Origin of the sequence: Neisseria sp. P0004.S004 (assembly GCF_051963335.1) — a bacterium.
In the GTDB taxonomy this organism is placed as follows: Bacteria; Pseudomonadota; Gammaproteobacteria; order Burkholderiales; family Neisseriaceae; genus Neisseria.
Genome location: NZ_JBQCUK010000001.1, coordinates 70,024 through 87,397 on the forward strand (window position 1 = coordinate 70,024; position 17,374 = coordinate 87,397).

Consider the following 17,374-nt stretch of genomic DNA (forward strand, 5'->3'; position numbering starts at 1 on the left):
CTTTCTCTTATCAACTGCCGATTTTCCCGTACTGCTGGTAATCAGAAAAACACAATACAATGGTTTTACCGTTTTGTCGGTAGGGGTGGCAAAGGCTGTAATTACCGTCTTTTGCCTCATAACGTATTTCATTTGTTTGTCCGGCAAATATTCTTTGCAAGTATTCACGCTCGCTCAGATTGGGCGCATAAAGATATTGCGTTTTGCTGATTGTTTCTTTATTGCCATTTCGAGTGACGACAAAATCATTATTATCGCCTACTCCCTGAGCATTGGGCGCCTGCTCATCAATCCCACTTAACTGGGAATCGGCTGAGAAAGCCAAATAAACTTGTTTATTACCTATCGTATCCGGCACAATCACCGTAGCGGCTTTAAAGGCAGAATCTTCCTTCGACATCAGCTCCAGGATTAACGCCGCTTTTTTGATGTACGCCGAGTCAAAACGATAATCTGTCAAGGCATTGATTTGCGATGGATTGTCCTTGACGATGCGCTCTAGCGATTGAGTTAAAACCTGACGTTTTTTCTGAACCGTCAGATAATTTCCGCCAAATAGCAAAGCGGCCAAAACAGGAAATACGGCCAACAACAAATATAAGGTTTTCCGACCGCCTTTGCTTTCTTCCTCCTGTCCACGCTCGGCAATACGGGTCAAATTCAGCATGATATTCAATATCAAGGCACCCGCCATCACGGCAAAAATCCCCAAAATACTCATCAGGAAAATTTCCGTAATGTATTCGCGGAATACCTTAAGCCCGAAAACATTGGATAAAATCAGAACAAATACCCAGTACACCAGCAGCACGACTGCCACCATGCCGATGATATTCGTTGCCTTAACCAATTTCTTTGCGTTCATACTCTCAAATCTTGTTCAGACGGCCTATCTGCTCTGATTAATCAGCGGATACGGATTCACCGCGCCGTTCGGCAGATACACGCCGTAATGCAGGTGTGCCGGTGTGGTTCTGGCATTGCCGGTTTTACCGACATAGCCGATGACCTGCCCTTCTTTTACTCGCTCATACAGGCGGATACGGGCAAATTTATTCAGGTGGGCATAGTAATGCCACGCACCCGGCCCTTGAATACCGATAACTTTACCGCCCAATCGGTTGCGCCCGATTTTGGTTACGATACCGGGCGTGGTACTGCGTATCGGCGTGTTTTTCTTGGCAAAAATATCCACACCTTCATGTCTGCGCCCCTGACTGCGCGCCGCGCCCCAGGTATCGTCAAACCGTTTGCCTTTAACGGGATTAGGCAGGCTTTGCTCGGCAGGAGGCTGTTGCGCCCTCAACTGCTCGATTTCGGCAGTAGGACGCGGAAGTTGTTTGGTTGTACAGCCTGCGAATAAAACTACGGCTGTACTGATTAATAAGGTTTTTGTCGGCATTTTCAGCATCAAATCGGTCTCCTTGTTGTTCAGACAGCATTGTTAAAAAGTCCTCTGAAACAAACAACTGTGATGGGTTTAATGGCTGACGTGCCGTAATGCGTGTGTCGTATTGCTTTTGTTGTATATGTTTAAATCTTTTTCAGACGGCCTTAAGGTTCGGGCCGTCTGAACATTTTCGATATAGCTTAACCGCACTCTGCCAATGCTTTTTCTGCGATTTCAAAATCGGAGAAATGGTGCTTCACGCCTTGTACATCCTGATAGTTTTCATGCCCTTTACCGGCAATCAGAATGATGTCGTTCGCAGCGGCTTGCTCAACCGCATAACGGATGGCAACTGCGCGATCAACTTCGACGCATTCAGGATTAGGCACGGCAGGCAAAATATCGTTGATGATGTCTTGTGGATTTTCCAAGCGTGGGTTGTCGCTGGTTACGACAACTTTATCGGCACCCTGTACGGCTGCTGCGCCCATCAATGGGCGTTTGCCACGGTCGCGGTTGCCGCCGCAGCCGAATACGCACCACAAAGCTGCGCCCTGCGGTTTGATTTCCTGCAAGGTGGAGAGTGCTTTTTCCAATGCGTCAGGCGTATGGGCGTAATCGACGACGACCAAGGGCTTGCCACTGTTCATAATGCAATCCATGCGGCCTGAGGCGGGACGGATTTTTGCCAGTACATCCAATACTTTATCAATCGGATAACCGTTGGCACAAAGCAAGGCGATGCAGGCAGCGAGGTTTTGCGCGTTGAACCGTCCGAGCAGACGGGTGCGGCATTTTCCTTCGCCCCATGGGGTTTGGAATACGGCTTCCATGCCGTCTGAAGAGGCGGTGAAATTGGTAATACGGATGTCGGCGTGTTCGCTGAAACCATAGCCGTAAACGGCTAAATCGGGACAGTCTTTTTTCAGACGGCCTGCAAGTTCCGCACCGTATTCGTCATCGATATTGATGATGGCGTGTTGCAGACCATGCCAGTAGAACAGGCGCGATTTGATGGCACCATAGGCTTCCATGGTGCCGTGGTAGTCGAGGTGGTCGCGGGTGAGATTGGTGAAGATTGCGCTGCGAAACGGCACGCCGTTGACACGCGATTGGTCAAGGCCGTGGCTGGAGACTTCCATCGCGGCGGCTGTTGCGCCTTGTTGACGGAAGCGGTAGAGCAGGGTTTGGACATCGACGGGGGCGGGGGTGGTATGTGTGGTCTCTTCCAATGCGCCCCAAAAGCCGTTGCCGACTGTGCCGATAATAGTGGTTTTTTCGCCCAGAAGATCGGCGGCTTGCGCCAGCCATTGTGTGATGGAGGTTTTACCGTTGGTACCGGTTACACCCCAGACTTTGAGGCCGTCTGAAACGTTGCCGTAAACTTGTGCCGCCAACATACCGGCGCGATGTTTCAGATTTTTGATGCCTTGATTGGGCACTTTCCATTCGGGATTCCATGTGAACTTGCCGTCGTCGTCCCAAAAAACAAAAGCCGCGCCGTTGGCAATGGCAGCGGGGATATAACTGCGACCGTCCGTATATTCGCCCTGACAGGCAACGAAAATGTCACCCTGTTTAATTTGTCGGCTGTCTGAATGCAACAAACGCCCTGCTGCGTTTTCACACAGCAGAGGCGGAAAGTTGGTTTCAGCCAAGGGGGTTAACTTGCTGAACATAAACAAAATCTCTTTGATTGTTTGGATTATGACGGTACTTTGACGGTAGCGGCATTACTTAAAGGCTTGGTTGGGGAAACGCCCAAGATGTTCAAGCTTCCGCTCATGACTTCTTTGAATACGGGACCGGCAACCACGCCGCCGTAATAGCCGTTGGCAGTCGGTTCGTCGATGGTAACGGCCACAATCACGCGTGGATTTTTAGCCGGAGCAAAACCGATGAACGTACCGACGTGTTTGTTGTCCACATAGCGGCCATTGACCAGTTTGCGCGCCGTACCGGTTTTCGCACCTACGTCGAAACCATCCACCGCACCTGCAGTACCGGTACCGCCGGCTTCAGTAACGGAAACCATCAACTCGCGCACTTTTTTCGCAGTAGAGGCTTTGATAACGCGTTTGCCTTTAGGGGCAACCGCTTGTTTTTCAAAGCTGACCGGCAACAATTCGCCGTCATGGGTCAAGGCAGTATAGGCACGCGCCAATTGCAACAGGCTTAATTGCAGGCCATAACCGAAAGACATGGTTGCCTGTTCGATTTTTTGCCATCTGCGCCAGCTTCTCAACAAACCTGCAGTCTCACCCGGGAAACCTGAATGCATACGCACGCCCACACCCAAATCATGATAGAAATCATACATTTCTTTAGGCGTAAACATGGCGGAAAGCTTACTGGTGCCGACGTTGGAAGATTTTTGCATAATGCCGCGCACATCCAAAGTAGGATAAACGTGGGTGTCTTGTACGGTGGCCGGGCCGATTTTGTAAGGCAGGGTATTGAATGTGTCGGTCGTATCTACTTTGCCGGAATCCAGCGCTTTGGCAATGGTAAACGGCTTCATGGCAGAACCGGGTTCGATCATGTCGGTTACGGCTCTGTTGCGGCGCTGTTCGCTATTGGCTTGGCCGGGCTGATTCGGATCGTAAGCCGGGCTGTTGACCAAAGCCAAAATTTCGCCGGTTTGCGCATCCAATACCACAACCGTACCCGCTTTGGCCTTGTGATAAGCCACAGCTTTGTTCAACTCCTCATAAGCCAGCGTCTGAATGCGCTGATCCAAAGACAAAATCATATCTTGGCCGTTTTTAGGTACGCTGTTGCGCGGAGAGTCGAGGCTGTCTACGATATTGCCTTTGTTGTCGCGCAATACGACTTTCGCGCCATCTTCACCGCGCAGGCTGTCTTCACGGGAAAGCTCCAAGCCCTCCTGACCTTTGCCGTCGATATTGGTAAAACCGATAACGTGCGCAAACAGATTGCCCATCGGGTAATGGCGTTTCAATTCTTTTTGGAAGGCGATGCCTTTAATGCCCAATGCCTTGATTTCTTCCGCTTTTTCGTAGCTGAGCTGACGCTTCAGATAGATAAAGCCTTTGTCTTTTTTAGACAATTTATTTTTTAACACTTCAACAGGCACATCGGCAATGGCCGACAGTTTCTCCAACTGCTCGTCAGTCGGCATTTCCTCCATACCGGAAGGCATGGCATACAATGATTCGGTAGGCGCACTCAACGCCAATGTAGCACCATTGCGGTCGGTAATCATACCGCGTGATGCAGGCAGCGGAAGCGTGCGCACAAAACGTTGGTCGCCCTGATTTTTCAAAAACTCATGCTGACTGGTTTGCAGATAAACCCCGCGCACCAACAGACCGGTAAATGCCAGCGCAACGGCACCCAGCACCAAACCGATACGCCCGTTACTTGTCAGCGGTTTTTTTGTTTTTGTGGTTCCAGACAGCATTTGAGGTTTATATTCGTTCTTAATTAACATGTTGGACTTCTCATGACTTAGCTGCTCAGTGAGCTATTAATTCCCGTAAACACCTTGAAAACAAGGCTATATTCTTATTTTTTGCGTTCCAGCATAGCCGTATTATGCGCACCCGGCGGAAGCAGATGTTGCTTTTCGGCCGCCACTTTAATCAGTTTGTGGTTGGCCAATCTTGCCTGCTCCAGCTTCAAGCGCGCGTAATCCTGTTCCAACTGAATTTCCCGTTTTTGCGCCTTATCCAACTCGATAAAGTGCAAGCGCGACTGGTTTTGCTTAAACACTACGGCAAAGGCCGAAACCGTCACCAAAACCAGTAATAAAATATTCAACTTACCCATTTCAAACTTTCAGATGGCCTGTCAACAGAAACATCCCTTGCGACAATGCCGAAACGCTTCCCTAGTCAACAACCGAAAATTCGCCGCTGCTGCGCTCCGCCACCCGCAAAACCGCACTGCGCGCACGCGGATTGGCTTCAGTCTCTGCCGAACCCGGTTTGATTGCTTTGCCCACAGCCTTCAAAGGCGGCTGAGGCAAATCCGCTTCCTTGACCACTGCCCAACGGGGCAAAGGCGCATGTTGCGAATATTTTTTAATAAACTGCTTCACAATTCTGTCTTCCAAAGAATGGAACGCAATGACAGCCAAGCGTCCACCCTCTTTCAGACGGCCTGCAACCTGCGGCAAAACTGCCTCTACCTCTTCGAGCTCGCGGTTAATAAAGATGCGAACTGCTTGGAAGGTGCGCGTTGCAGGGTCTTGTCCGCGCTCGCGAGTACGGACGTTTTGCGCCACAAGCTGCGCCAGCTTGCGGGTTGTATCGATGGGACTTTCCTCCCGTTGCGCAACAATGGCGCGCGCAATCTGGCGACTAAACCGCTCTTCACCATAATTCTTAATAACCTCGTGTAAATCCTGTTCAGATGCGGTTGCAATCCATTCCGCCGCAGACATCCCGCGGGTCGGATCCATCCGCATATCCAATGGCGCATCAAAGCGGAAACTGAATCCGCGGCTGCCATCGTCAATTTGCGGCGACGAAATCCCCAAATCAAAAAGCGCACCGTCAATCTTATCGATGCCCAATTCATCCAAGGCCGTCTGAAATGTTTCAAAACCATTGTGTACGACACTGACACGCTTATCTTGCGCCGCCAGCTCATTGGCTACCGCAATCGCCTCGGGGTCTTTATCAAAAACAACCAAACGCCCCTGCTCGCCCAAACGCGACAAAATCAGCCGGGAATGCCCTCCCCTGCCGAACGTACCGTCCACATAAATCCCGTCTTCACGGATTGCCAACGCATCCACCGCCTCATACAACAAGACAGTAACATGCTGATAATTTTCAACTTTACTCACAATTGCAAATCCGTTTGACTCAATTGGAAAGCCAATTCGTCAGGATCGATATCCAAAGCCTGATTCATTTCCTCTTCCCAATGTTCGCGGCCCCACAACTCCATACGGTTTGCACGGCCAACCAAAGTAACTTCTTTTTCAAAATCCACACGTTTGCGCAGATTAGCCGGGATCAAAACACGTCCGGCGCTGTCCCACTCCAAAATCTCCGCATTGTGCAGCAGCAGATTTTGATACCGTTGCAAAGATTCATTGCCGGCTACTTTCAACTTTAGAATCTGCTCGGCTTTTTCCTCCCAAACGGGCTCCGGGTACATCAATAATTTTTTTCGGGAATCCAGCGTGACCACAATTGCAGGCGTATAACGGCGCAGCAAAATATCGCGGAATTTGGCAGGAATCGCCAACCGCCCTTTACTGTCCATACTCAATTCATGAGCACCGCCAAACACATCACACCCCAAATTCGATTAAAATAAAACAGAGTGAGATTAAAAATCCCACCTTCCTAAAATATTTCGTTTTCGCTTCAACAGGACACTTTTCAGGAAAAAGTAACCACTTTCACCCACTATGCCCCACTAACCGACACTATAAGAAATTTTGGCAATCAGGTCAAATCCGTTTCTTATCTGAAATGAAACACTAAATGCTTAAAATTCAATAGTTTATATACGCAATAATGAATGACATATGGATTTTCTAAGCATTTCGTTTAGCATAAAATACTAGATATAGTATGACTTATATTATAAAAATACTACATATAGTATTTTTATACTCAATTACCACCCATTCCGTAAGCAGCTATAATATACAAACAAATTCAAATTTTTTACATTATCTAACAGTCATGAAGCCACAACTCCCCCTCCCCTCCCCTGACGCACAAGCCTCTTCAGCACACCTGACTAAGCTCATCAAAAACGAAATTGAACAACATCGAAACTGGATACCTTTCTCCCGATTTATGGAGCTTGCCCTTTACACACCCCAATACGGCTATTACAGCGGAGGCAGCCATAAAATCGGCACGGACGGCGACTTCATCACTGCTCCCACCCTCTCCCCCCTATTCGGACAAACCCTTGCCAAACAACTTGCCGAATTACTGCCGCAAACAGCAGGCAATATCTACGAATTTGGTGCAGGCACAGGCCATCTTGCCGCTACTTTGTTACAAAATCTTTCAGACGGCCTAAATCATTACTACATTATTGAGCTGTCGGCAGAGCTTGCAGAAAGACAACGTCAACATATTCTTGAGCACACATCTCCCGAAGCAGCCGCAAAAGTCATCCACCTCACCGCATTACCCGAATACTTTGACGGCATCATCATCGGCAACGAAGTATTGGATGCCATGCCGGTCGAACGCTTGATTTATCAAGATGAAGGGTTTCAACAAATCGGCGTCAGCTTAGAAAATAACAAGCTAATCGAAGCCATCAGACCATTGGCCCAAGCAGAACTGATACAAACAGCCGCCTTGTATTTCCCTCCCCTCCCTTCATACACAAGCGAGCTGCATCCGGCACAATATGCCTTTATCCAAACCCTGGCCGCCAAATTGCAGCGCGGCGGCATGATATTTATCGATTACGGCTTCGATGCCGCCCAGTATTACCATCCGCAACGCAAAGAAGGCACATTTATCGGCCACTATCGCCACCACACCATCCACGACCCATTTTTCAACATCGGCCTGACCGATCTGACTGCACATGTCAATTTCACCGATATTGCACGCGCCGGCATAGAATCAGGTTTGGACTTAATCGGCTACCTGCCCCAATCTTATTTCCTGCTCAATCTCGGCATCACCGATTTGCTGGCACAAATCGGCAGCCCAGATTCAGTTGAATACATCCAAGCAGCCGCCGCAGTACAGAAACTGATACATCAGCATGAAATGGGCGAACTTTTTAAAGTGATCGCTTTTGGCAAAAACATCGATATCGACTGGGCAGGCTTTAGCCACGGCGATATTTGCCATAAGCTATAGCCTGACAACCTACTTTTTATTTTTTAAAAACAATAAGAAATAAAAAAAACCAAAATTAGCGCTTGCCAAATATTCAAAAAAAACTATAATAGCGACTTCACGAAACGGCGAATTAGCTCAGTCGGTTAGAGCAGAGGAATCATAATCCTTGTGTCCGGGGTTCGAGTCCCTGATTCGCCACCAAATTTCGGGGGTATAGCTCAGTTGGTAGAGCGCTTGCATGGCATGCAAGAGGTCAGCGGTTCGATCCCGCTTACCTCCACCACTAAACAAAAAAGCTCTTGTTAAACGCAAGAGCTTTTTTGTTTGGCTTAATTAATAACTGATTGCTCATTAATTTTGCCATTTCAATACCCAATCAATAAAGGCCGTCTGAAACATTTCAGACGGCCTTTTATCTTTAATTACTTCACAAGCTTCAATACTTTTTTCGGTTTTTCTTCCGCAGATTCAGCTTTTTTATCTTCGGCCACTGCAGCTTCGATAGAAGCAGGCTGATATGGTTCTACCTCAAACCCCATACCCTCTCCACTTTCGCGGCCAAATATACTGACAATATGACCGACCGGAATCCAAATCTCGTGCGCTACGCCGGAAAAGCGTGCAGAAAAATTGACCCACTCGTTGTCGATATTCAAGTTATGGCTGGCAGTAGGGCCAATATTTAAAACAATCTCATTGTCGCGTACATACTGCATCGGCACACGGGTATGTTCATTTACCCAAGCCACGATATGCGGTGTTTGGTTATTATCCAAACACCATTCATACAAAGCACGCAACAAATACGGTTTGGTTGAAGTTGCCATAGATCCGTCCTTTAACGGCGCATGGCTTTTTCAGCCGGTGTCAATGCTTCAATAAAGGCTTCGCGTTGGAAAATACGCTCGGCGTACTTCAGCAAAGGCGCAGCAGATTTACCCAGTTTGATGTCGTAATAGTCCAAACGCCACAACAGTGGAGATAAGGCAACATCAATCATGGAGAAGTCATCGCCCAAGATGTATTTGTTTTTAGTAAAAGACGGTGCCAACAGTGTCAAACCATTGCCAATGGCTTCACGCGCTTTGGCTTGTTCTTTATTGGTAGATTCAGGGTTTTCCAACACTTGCACCAAGCTGAACAATTCTTTTTCCATACGGTACAGTACCAAACGGCCGCGACCGCGCATAACAGGATCGCCCGGCATCAACTGAGGATGAGGGAAACGCTCGTCAATGTATTCGTTGATAATGTTTGATTCGTGCAAAATCAAATCACGCTCAACTAGAACCGGTACTTGGTTATACGGATTCATCAAAGCCAAGTCTTCAGGTTTATTGAACACGTCCACATCTTTGATTTCAAAATCCATGCCTTTTTCGTACAGCACAAAACGGCAGCGTTGGCTGAATGGACAAGTAATACCTGAATACAAAGTCATCATAATCTTCTACTCCTGATCAATCTTTTCAGACGGCCTTAAGCCTTATAAAAATTCAGAAAGAATTATACATAATTTCAAATACTTAATCCATAAATTTAAAATAACACACTGTTTACATTAAGTAATTTTTAGATTTGCATTAATTCGACATAAATTGATTAAGCAAACAAAAAAGGCAAACCTGAAACAGGTTTGCCTTTTTTGATTCAAAAGAATTAATGAACGTCTTTCCAGAATTCTTTTTTCAGGAAGTACGCCAACGGCAACATTACGGCAAACAGGAATGTCAAAACCATGTAACCGATACGGTGGCGTTGCAATTGAGCAGGCTCACCCATGTATACCAGGTAGTTTACCAAATCGCGCACATAAGCATCATACTCTTTTTGGATTACTTTACCGTTAGGCAGACGACGGCTGTGCAGACCGGTAGATTCCCAATACAGTTTAGGAGTCAGGTTGCCATGCTCGTCTTTAATCATAACGGGCTGACCTTTGGCATCCAACTCAACGGCTTGAACACCTTGTTGCTCCCACAATGGGTGAGGCATACTTGCGCCGGCCAAAACGGTATTGTTCCAACCGTTCGGACGAGTTGGGTCTTTATAGAAACCGCGCATATAAGCGTACAGGTAGTCTGCACCTTTAGAACGGGCAATCAGGGTCAAATCTGGCGGAGGCGCACCCAACCATTTGGAGGCATCTTTCGGATCCATTGCCGCTACCATGACATCACCAACGTTGTCTGTTGTAAACATCAGGTTTTTCTTGATTTCATCTTCAGTCAAACCGATGTCTTTCAGACGGTTGAAGCGCATACCGCTTGCAGAGTGGCAAGACAAACAGTAGTTTGTAAAAATTTGCGCACCGTGCTGCAGGCTGACTTGGTCACGCAGGTCGATATCGACTTTTTCGTAGTTTGCATGGCCGCCGCTGGCGACGGCTGCACTCATAGGCACTGCCAGCAATAAGGCAGCAAACCAGTTTTTCAGAGTTTGTTTCATTTTCGCTGCCCTCATCAGATATTGGTTGCAAACAAGTAAGCACCGACAACGGTAATACCGACGTAAACAAAGAACATAATTTTTTGTTTAGTAGTGCTCATGGTTACGCGTTCAGGAACTGGTTTGTTGGCATCCAGTTTGGTATAGAACGGCATACCCAGGAAGAATGCAAAGTAGACGAAAGACAGGATACGTGCAACCAAAGTACGAGTATCAGTTGCTACCATTGCACCCAAAATACCCAAACCGATGAAGGCAATGATGAACAGAACCAACGCAGTTTTGAAGATTGGGCCGCGATAGCGGACAGATTTAACCTCGCCTTTATCCAACCAAGGCAACAAGGCGATCAGTACAACTGCTGCACCCATACCGATTACACCCCATACCTGAGTACCGGCAAAGGAAGGAATCGCACGCAAAATTGCGTAGAACGGAGTGAAGTACCATACCGGCGCAATGTGCGGAGGTGTTTTCAGCGCATTCGCTGCATCGAAGTTTGGCGCTTCGAGGAAGTAGCCGCCGCCTTCAGGTGCAAAGAACAACACAGAACAGAAGACAATCAGGAATACAACGACACCCAAGATGTCTTTAACGGTGTAGTAAGGATGGAATGGAATACCATCGCGTGGAATACCGTTTTCGTCTTTGTTTTTCTTGATTTCAACGCCGTCAGGGTTGTTAGAACCCACTTCGTGCAGGGCGATGATGTGAGCCACAACCAAGCCGAGCAACACCAGCGGTACGGCGATAACGTGCAGGGCGAAGAAGCGGTTCAGAGTAACGTCGGAAACGTTGAAGTCACCACGAATCCAAGTGGACAAATCAGGACCGATAACAGGGATGGCGGAGAACAGGTTAATAATTACCTGCGCACCCCAGAAGGACATTTGACCCCAAGGCAACAGGTAACCCATAAAGGCTTCTGCCATCAATGCCAAGAAAATCAGGGAACCGAAAATCCACACCAATTCACGAGGTTTTTTGTACGAACCATAAATCAGACCGCGGAACATGTGCAGATAAACGACGATGAAGAAGAAAGATGCGCCGGTGGAGTGCATATAGCGGATAATCCAGCCACCAGACACGTCGCGCATGATGTACTCTACTGCGGTAAAGGCAGCAGGCAGATGGTAGGCGTTCAGGTTGCCGTCCGGTTTGTAGTTCATGGTCAGGAAAATACCGCTGACGATTTGAATCACAAGGACAAGCAGGGCCAAAGAGCCGAAGTAGTACCAGAAGTTGAAGTTCTTCGGCGCATAGTATTGAGCCAAATGCTCATTCCACATTTTAGACAGAGGGAAGCGAGCGTCCATCCAGCCTAACAATGCTTTTGCTTTGCTATTGGTTTGGTTTGCCATAATTATCGTTCCTTATTTTTAGTCTTCGCCCACCAAAACAGTTGTATCGCTCAGATATTTGTAAGGCGGTACAACCAAGTTGGTCGGTGCAGGAACACCTTTGTATACGCGGCCTGCCATGTCGAATTTCGAACCGTGGCAAGGGCAGAAGAAGCCGCCTTTCCAGTCTGCGCCCAAATCCGCAGGGGCAACGTCGGGACGGTAAGTCGGAGAGCAACCCAGGTGGGTACAGATACCGATAGCGACGAGGAGGTTCGGCTTGATCGAACGGGTCTCGTTTTTACAGTTTTCGGGCTGATGATCCACTTCGGAATTAGGATCTGTAACTGCGCCATCCAAACTTTTCAAGTCTTTGAGCTGTTGATCTGTACGGTTGACCAGCCAAATTGGTTTGCCCTGCCATTCGGCAGTCAGCATTTGGCCTGCTTCGATTTTGCTGACATCTACTTCGACAGCAGCACCGGCAGCCTTAGCTTTCTCCGATGGAAAGAAGCTGGCCACGAAGGGCGTAGCTACGCCCAGAGCCGCCACACCGCCTGCACCGCAAGTAGCCAGTGTCAGAAAACGGCGGCGACCGTTGTTGATTTCTTGATTATCCATTATTCAGTCGTCCTAAAATTTTGGGAATACCGAGCCATTAAACAGCGTAATTCTACCTAGTTTGTTGTAATACTCAAAGCATTATTTAAAATAAGGTAAAGTTTTTATGATATTGCTCAATACTCAGGCAGGGTTGTTTTCATCAAAGTGAACCACTTCGATACCAAATTTTTCTGCCACGGCATCGCCTAAGGTGCGGACGCCGTAACGTTCTGTTGCATGATGTCCGGCGCTGATAAATGCCACACCCGTTTCATTGGCAAGATGATATTGCGCTTCGGAAATCTCACCGGTCAGATACGCATCAACACCTTCGTCTGCGGCCGTCTGAAAAAATCCCTGCGCACCGCCACTGCACCAGGCAATGCGTTTGATTTCGCGTTCAAGATCGCCGATAACGGTCGGCTTGCGGTCAAATACCGCCTCAATGCGTTCAGACAACTGCGCCAATGTTTGCGTGGTTTTCAGACGGCCTGTATTCAACAGGTTTTGCTCGCCGAATTGTTTTTCTAGCACCCAATCGAGTTTCTCGGCCAACTGCGCGTTATTGCCTAATTGTGGGTGCGCGTCCAGCGGCAGGTGGTAGCCCGCCATATTGATTTGGTGTTGCAGCAAGGTTTCAATGCGTGCTTTTTTCCAACCGGTAATCGTGACAGGCTCGCTTTTCCAAAACATACCGTGGTGAACCAAAAGCAGATCCGCCCCCTGCTCTACGGCAAAATCAATTGCCGCTTTGCTGGCGGTAACCGAAGTGGCGATTTTGGCAATTTCTTCTTTGCCTTCAACCTGCAAACCGTTGGGCGCATAGTCCTTAAACAGCCCGACCTGCAAAGTCTCATCGCACCAAGCCAGAATTTCGCGGCGTAAAGCCATATTCCGCTCCTTATATCTATCTTCAAAAACAGCTTCGCATTCTAACCGCAAAATCTGTTTATGCCTCAAATTCTTACATTCCGATTTCAGCAATCATTCCCAACATTAATCATTTGCACATCATCATGAATTATTTTAATATACGCCACCTTACCCACAGGCCGTCTGAAAACACATGGACTCTATTATCGAATTGCGTCATCTCAAAACCTTGCTGGCTTTAGAAGAAACCGGCAGCGTTTCCCTTGCCGCCAAACGGGTTTTCCTGACCCAATCCGCCCTGTCGCACCAAATCCGCGCCTTGGAAAATTATTACGAAACGCCGTTGTTTGAACGCAAATCCACGCCTTTGCGTTTCACCCCGGCCGGTATGCGCCTGTTGCAACTGGCACGCGAGTTGTTGCCGCAGGTTGCCGCCGCCGAACGTGATTTGGTGCGGATTATCGAAGGCGAAGCCGGCGAACTCAGACTTGCCGTCGAATGCCACACCTGCTTTGACTGGCTGATGCCTGCCATGGGCGAGTTCCGCCCCTTATGGCCGCAAGTTGAATTGGACATCGTTTCCGGTTTCCAAGCCGATCCGGTCGGGCTGCTGCTGCAACACCGCGCCGACCTTGCCATCGTTTCCGAAGCCGAGCCGCTCAACGGCATCAGCTACCGCCCTCTGTTTGCCTATGAAATGGTCGGCATCTGCGCAGAAGACCACCCGCTTGCCGACAAAAACGTTTGGGAAGCGGAAGACTTTATCGACGAAACCCTGATTACTTATCCCGTCCCCGATGAAATGCTGGATTTGCCTAAAAAAGTGCTGCTGCCCAAAGGCATTAATCCGCCGCGCCGCCACAGCGAGCTGACCATTGCTATTATTCAATTGGTTGCCAGCAAACGCGGCATCGCCGCCCTGCCCTACTGGACGGTCATGCCGTATTTGGAAAAAGGCTACGTCGTTCATCGAAAAATCACTTCAGACGGCCTGCAAAGCAAACTTTATGCCGCCATTCGCACGGAAGACGCCAACAAAGGCTATCTGGACAACTTCTGCCAAATCACGCATGACCGCTGTTTTGCCGATTTGCCGGGCTTGAGCGAATTGGAAATGTAAACTTGAAACAATCAAAAGGCCGTCTACAATTTTCAGACGGCCTTTTTTAATATATACAAAAATTTCACTGCTTCTCTTCGGATTCATCCGAACCCAAACACGCCGACAAATCGATTTCAGACGGCCATGTTTTATCGGGCGCGACCCGAATATCGAAATGCTCGCCGCGATAGTCGAAAACCAAACGCCAAGCGTGTAGAAACAGATGTTCCGCCTCATCGCCGCCATACAGCGTATCGCCCAAAATCGGACTGCCTATGCTTTTCATGGCCACGCGCAGCTGATGGGTTTTGCCGGTAAACGGTTGCAACACAAACAGGCGCAAACCGGGCTTCAGGCTTTGGCTGCTGAAACGGGTAACGGCAAAATTATCCTCATCACGCGTCAGCTTCCATGTACCGCGCCGCGAACGCGCCATACCTCCTTTCACCCAACCCTGCTTTTTCGCCGGCTTGTGCGTACCGAGTGCCAAATAAGTTTTACGCATGGTTTTTTCGGCAAACTGTGCCGACAAAGCGGCCGCGCTGTCGCGGTTGAGCGCAAACAGCAACAGGCCGCTGGTGGCTTTATCCAAACGGTGAACCAGCCACACGCGTTCAACGCCAAGCTGCTGCGCCAGCGATGCGGTCAGGCAAACGTCCCCTTCCGATTCGCTGTGCACCGATACCCCGCAAGGCTTATTGATGACTACAAAGTCTTTGTGTTCAAAAACAATGTCCCACATTTCAGACGGCCTTCAACACGATACCGTCGCCAAGCAGGGTCAAAATACCCAGCAGGCAGAACAAAATACATGCGGCAATGCGCACTGCTTTGGCCGGAATTTTGCGCATCAGCATTTCGCCCAAATACACGGCAGGCACAGAAGCAATCATCAAACCGGCAATACTGCCGACCACGACGAGCAGGATAGATTGGTATTTTGCCGCCAAAAGAACCGTTGCAATCTGCGTTTTGTCGCCGATTTCCGCCAAGAAAAACAGGACGACCGTCGCCGTAAATGCGCCGTATTTCAGCCACTTGCTGTCAGGATCTTCATCTTTATCCGGCAGCAGCAGCCATAAACCGACCGCAATAAAGCTGCCGCCGACCACCCATTTCATGACTTCGGGCGAAATAGCGGATGCCAGCCAGACACCGAGTGCGGCTGAAATGAGATGGTTCAATAGGGTTGCAACAAAGATACCGGCAACAATCGCGTTTTTGTGGGCAAAACGTGCTACCAAAAAGAGCGCGAGCAATTGCGTTTTATCGCCGATTTCGGCAATGGCAACGCCCAGCGTCGAAGAGAAAAAAGCTTCCATGATTTAAGATACTCAACCGAAAAGCGGGCAAACAAAAAGCGCTGTGCATACCGCCCGCAAGGGTATGGACAACGCTTACGTCTTGCCTGTCTTCCGATAAAGCAGAGAAGATACCGCTGCCACGGCCGCACAAGCCGATTATGTTGACAACGGTTTCGGCATTGCGCCGAATGGCTACTCCCGTAAGAGTGAAGCGCGAATTGTAAGGCAAACCATGGCTTGAAGCAACAAAAAGAAAAACAAAAGGCCGTCTGAAACCTCATTCAAGCAGGTTTCAGACGGCCTTTTTCACAACGATTAATTATCGGAGAACAAATCGCCTACTTTTTCGCCTACTTTTTCCCAAAACGATTTCTTGCGCGGAGTTTGGCTGAGATTGAGACCGGAGGAGATTTTTTCAAATTCTTCCAGCAACTCTTTCTGACGGTCGGTCAGGTTAACCGGAGTTTCAACCAAAATGTGGCAGTACAAATCGCCGGTCGAGCTGGAACGCAGAGACTTGATGCCTTTGCCTTTCACGCGCATACGGCGGCCGGTTTGCGTTTCTTTCGGAATGTGCAGTTTGACTTTGCCGTCCAAAGTCGGCACTTCGACTTCACCACCCAATGCGGCAATAGCAAAGCTGATCGGTAATTCGCAATGCAAGTCCAAGCCGTTGCGCTCGAAGATTTTGTGCTGTCTCACGCGGACATTGACGTACAAATCGCCTGCCGGCGCGCCGTGTTGACCCGGCTCGCCCTCGCCGCTCAAGCGGATGCGTTGACCATCGTCGATGCCTGCCGGAATGTTGACTTCAACCGTTTTGCTGGTTTTGGTGCGGCCTTCGCCACGGCATTTGACGCAAGGATCTTTGATTTCTTTGCCTGTACCGTGACAAGTCGGACAAGTCTGCTGCATTTGGAAAATGGCTTGGCGGACGTGTACCGTACCTGAGCCGTGACAGGTAGAACAAGTCGATGCGGATGTACCCGGTTTGGCACCTGAGCCGTGGCAGACATCACATTCTTCGTAAGTCGGAATGTTGATGCGTTTTTTCACGCCTTTGGCGGCTTCTTCAAGCGAAATTTCTATGCCGACCTGCAAGTCCGCGCCGCTGTAATCCGGCTGGCGGCCGCCGGCACCGCCGCCGAACATTTGGCTGAAAATATCGGAAAAATCGAAGCCTTGCGCGCCGCCGAACCCGCCAAAACCGCCGAATCCGCCCGCGCCGCCGCCCATGCCCTGCTCAAACGCGGCATGGCCGTATTGGTCGTACATGGCGCGTTTTTCCTTGTCTGACAAGGTATCGTAAGCTTTTTGGACTTCTTTAAATTTTTCTTCCGCTTCTTTGTTGTCAGGGTTGCGGTCGGGATGGTATTTCATTGCCAGCTTGCGGTAGGCTTTTTTGATTTCATCGTCGCTAGCGCTGCGGGCAACACCAAGTGTTTCGTAAAAATCTTTATTGCTCATAATTTTGATAGTGTTAAGAATGAATTCAAACTGGGTGGGAT

18 protein-coding genes and 2 tRNA genes are annotated in these 17,374 nt (G+C 48.9%); 4 read left to right on the forward strand and 16 right to left on the reverse strand.

Annotated features, from left to right (window positions below):
- Positions 1-10: 10 nt before the first annotated feature.
- The 7 genes from ACTHRY_RS00300 to mraZ form a co-directional block, all read right to left on the reverse strand.
- Positions 11-865, reverse strand: coding sequence for a peptidase (locus tag ACTHRY_RS00300; RefSeq protein ID WP_440373943.1), 855 nt, complete (start codon positions 863-865; stop codon positions 11-13).
- Positions 866-889: 24 nt separating this feature from the next.
- Positions 890-1,411 carry a M23 family metallopeptidase gene (locus tag ACTHRY_RS00305; RefSeq protein WP_049322576.1) on the reverse strand — a complete coding sequence of 174 codons (522 nt, stop codon included), beginning with the start codon at positions 1,409-1,411 and terminating at the stop codon, positions 890-892.
- 179 nt (positions 1,412-1,590) lie between these two features.
- Entirely contained in the window at positions 1,591-3,069 is a 1,479-nt protein-coding gene (locus ACTHRY_RS00310; protein ID WP_049322577.1) for a UDP-N-acetylmuramoyl-L-alanyl-D-glutamate--2,6-diaminopimelate ligase, read from the reverse strand.
- A gap of 26 nt (positions 3,070-3,095) precedes the next feature.
- On the reverse strand, positions 3,096-4,844 hold the full coding sequence (locus tag ACTHRY_RS00315) for a peptidoglycan D,D-transpeptidase FtsI family protein (protein ID WP_440373944.1): 1,749 nt from the start codon (positions 4,842-4,844) through the stop codon (positions 3,096-3,098).
- A 74-nt stretch (positions 4,845-4,918) separates the two neighbouring features.
- Positions 4,919-5,182, reverse strand: coding sequence for a cell division protein FtsL (ftsL, locus tag ACTHRY_RS00320; RefSeq protein WP_003681879.1), 264 nt, complete (start codon positions 5,180-5,182; stop codon positions 4,919-4,921).
- Between the two features lie 61 nt (positions 5,183-5,243).
- On the reverse strand, positions 5,244-6,206 hold the full coding sequence (gene rsmH / locus ACTHRY_RS00325; protein WP_049322579.1) for a 16S rRNA (cytosine(1402)-N(4))-methyltransferase RsmH: 963 nt from the start codon (positions 6,204-6,206) through the stop codon (positions 5,244-5,246).
- Positions 6,203-6,658, reverse strand: coding sequence for a division/cell wall cluster transcriptional repressor MraZ (gene mraZ / locus ACTHRY_RS00330; protein ID WP_003748265.1), 456 nt, complete (start codon positions 6,656-6,658; stop codon positions 6,203-6,205). Before mraZ ends, rsmH begins: the two co-directional genes overlap by 4 nt.
- Before the next feature lie 401 nt (positions 6,659-7,059).
- On the opposite strand from mraZ, the gene ACTHRY_RS00335 reads away from it, so the two are divergent.
- From ACTHRY_RS00335 to ACTHRY_RS00345, 3 genes are all read left to right on the forward strand, one after another.
- Positions 7,060-8,211: a class I SAM-dependent methyltransferase gene (locus tag ACTHRY_RS00335; RefSeq protein WP_440373945.1), complete on the forward strand. Its 1,152-nt coding sequence runs from the start codon at positions 7,060-7,062 to the stop codon at positions 8,209-8,211.
- A gap of 106 nt (positions 8,212-8,317) precedes the next feature.
- Positions 8,318-8,394: transfer RNA gene (locus ACTHRY_RS00340), tRNA-Met, on the forward strand.
- Between the two features lie 6 nt (positions 8,395-8,400).
- Positions 8,401-8,476 (forward strand) — tRNA-Ala (locus tag ACTHRY_RS00345).
- Between the two features lie 139 nt (positions 8,477-8,615).
- Here the strand turns inward: ACTHRY_RS00345 and ACTHRY_RS00350 are convergent.
- The 6 genes from ACTHRY_RS00350 to ACTHRY_RS00375 form a co-directional block, all read right to left on the reverse strand.
- Positions 8,616-9,020, reverse strand: a complete 405-nt coding sequence (locus ACTHRY_RS00350) for a ClpXP protease specificity-enhancing factor (protein ID WP_049335344.1) — start codon at positions 9,018-9,020, stop codon at positions 8,616-8,618.
- An 11-nt stretch (positions 9,021-9,031) separates the two neighbouring features.
- Positions 9,032-9,637, reverse strand: a complete 606-nt coding sequence (locus tag ACTHRY_RS00355) for a glutathione S-transferase N-terminal domain-containing protein (RefSeq protein WP_039861850.1) — start codon at positions 9,635-9,637, stop codon at positions 9,032-9,034.
- A 215-nt stretch (positions 9,638-9,852) separates the two neighbouring features.
- Positions 9,853-10,641, reverse strand: a complete 789-nt coding sequence (locus ACTHRY_RS00360) for a cytochrome c1 (RefSeq protein WP_180947878.1) — start codon at positions 10,639-10,641, stop codon at positions 9,853-9,855.
- A gap of 14 nt (positions 10,642-10,655) precedes the next feature.
- Positions 10,656-12,005: a cytochrome b gene (locus tag ACTHRY_RS00365; RefSeq protein WP_107857887.1), complete on the reverse strand. Its 1,350-nt coding sequence runs from the start codon at positions 12,003-12,005 to the stop codon at positions 10,656-10,658.
- Between the two features lie 18 nt (positions 12,006-12,023).
- Positions 12,024-12,605, reverse strand: a complete 582-nt coding sequence (petA, locus tag ACTHRY_RS00370; protein ID WP_003681863.1) for a ubiquinol-cytochrome c reductase iron-sulfur subunit — start codon at positions 12,603-12,605, stop codon at positions 12,024-12,026.
- A gap of 123 nt (positions 12,606-12,728) precedes the next feature.
- The gene (locus ACTHRY_RS00375) at positions 12,729-13,478 is read right to left on the reverse strand and encodes a Nif3-like dinuclear metal center hexameric protein (protein WP_036493445.1); all 750 of its coding nucleotides are present in this window, start codon (positions 13,476-13,478) and stop codon (positions 12,729-12,731) included.
- Between the two features lie 175 nt (positions 13,479-13,653).
- Here ACTHRY_RS00375 and ACTHRY_RS00380 point away from each other — a divergent pair, with 175 nt between their 5' ends.
- Positions 13,654-14,580, forward strand: a complete 927-nt coding sequence (locus tag ACTHRY_RS00380) for a LysR family transcriptional regulator (protein ID WP_049322583.1) — start codon at positions 13,654-13,656, stop codon at positions 14,578-14,580.
- A 64-nt stretch (positions 14,581-14,644) separates the two neighbouring features.
- Here ACTHRY_RS00380 and ACTHRY_RS00385 read toward each other — a convergent pair whose 3' ends face one another.
- From ACTHRY_RS00385 to dnaJ, 3 genes are all read right to left on the reverse strand, one after another.
- On the reverse strand, positions 14,645-15,304 hold the full coding sequence (locus ACTHRY_RS00385; protein ID WP_049322584.1) for a TIGR01621 family pseudouridine synthase: 660 nt from the start codon (positions 15,302-15,304) through the stop codon (positions 14,645-14,647).
- Between the two features lies 1 nt (position 15,305).
- Complete coding sequence (locus tag ACTHRY_RS00390) at positions 15,306-15,884, reverse strand: TMEM165/GDT1 family protein (protein ID WP_049322585.1); 579 nt, start codon at positions 15,882-15,884, stop codon at positions 15,306-15,308.
- 297 nt (positions 15,885-16,181) lie between these two features.
- Positions 16,182-17,333 (reverse strand): molecular chaperone DnaJ, encoded by a 1,152-nt coding sequence (gene dnaJ, locus ACTHRY_RS00395; RefSeq protein ID WP_049322586.1) that lies wholly within the window; start codon positions 17,331-17,333, stop codon positions 16,182-16,184.
- Positions 17,334-17,374 lie beyond the last annotated feature (41 nt).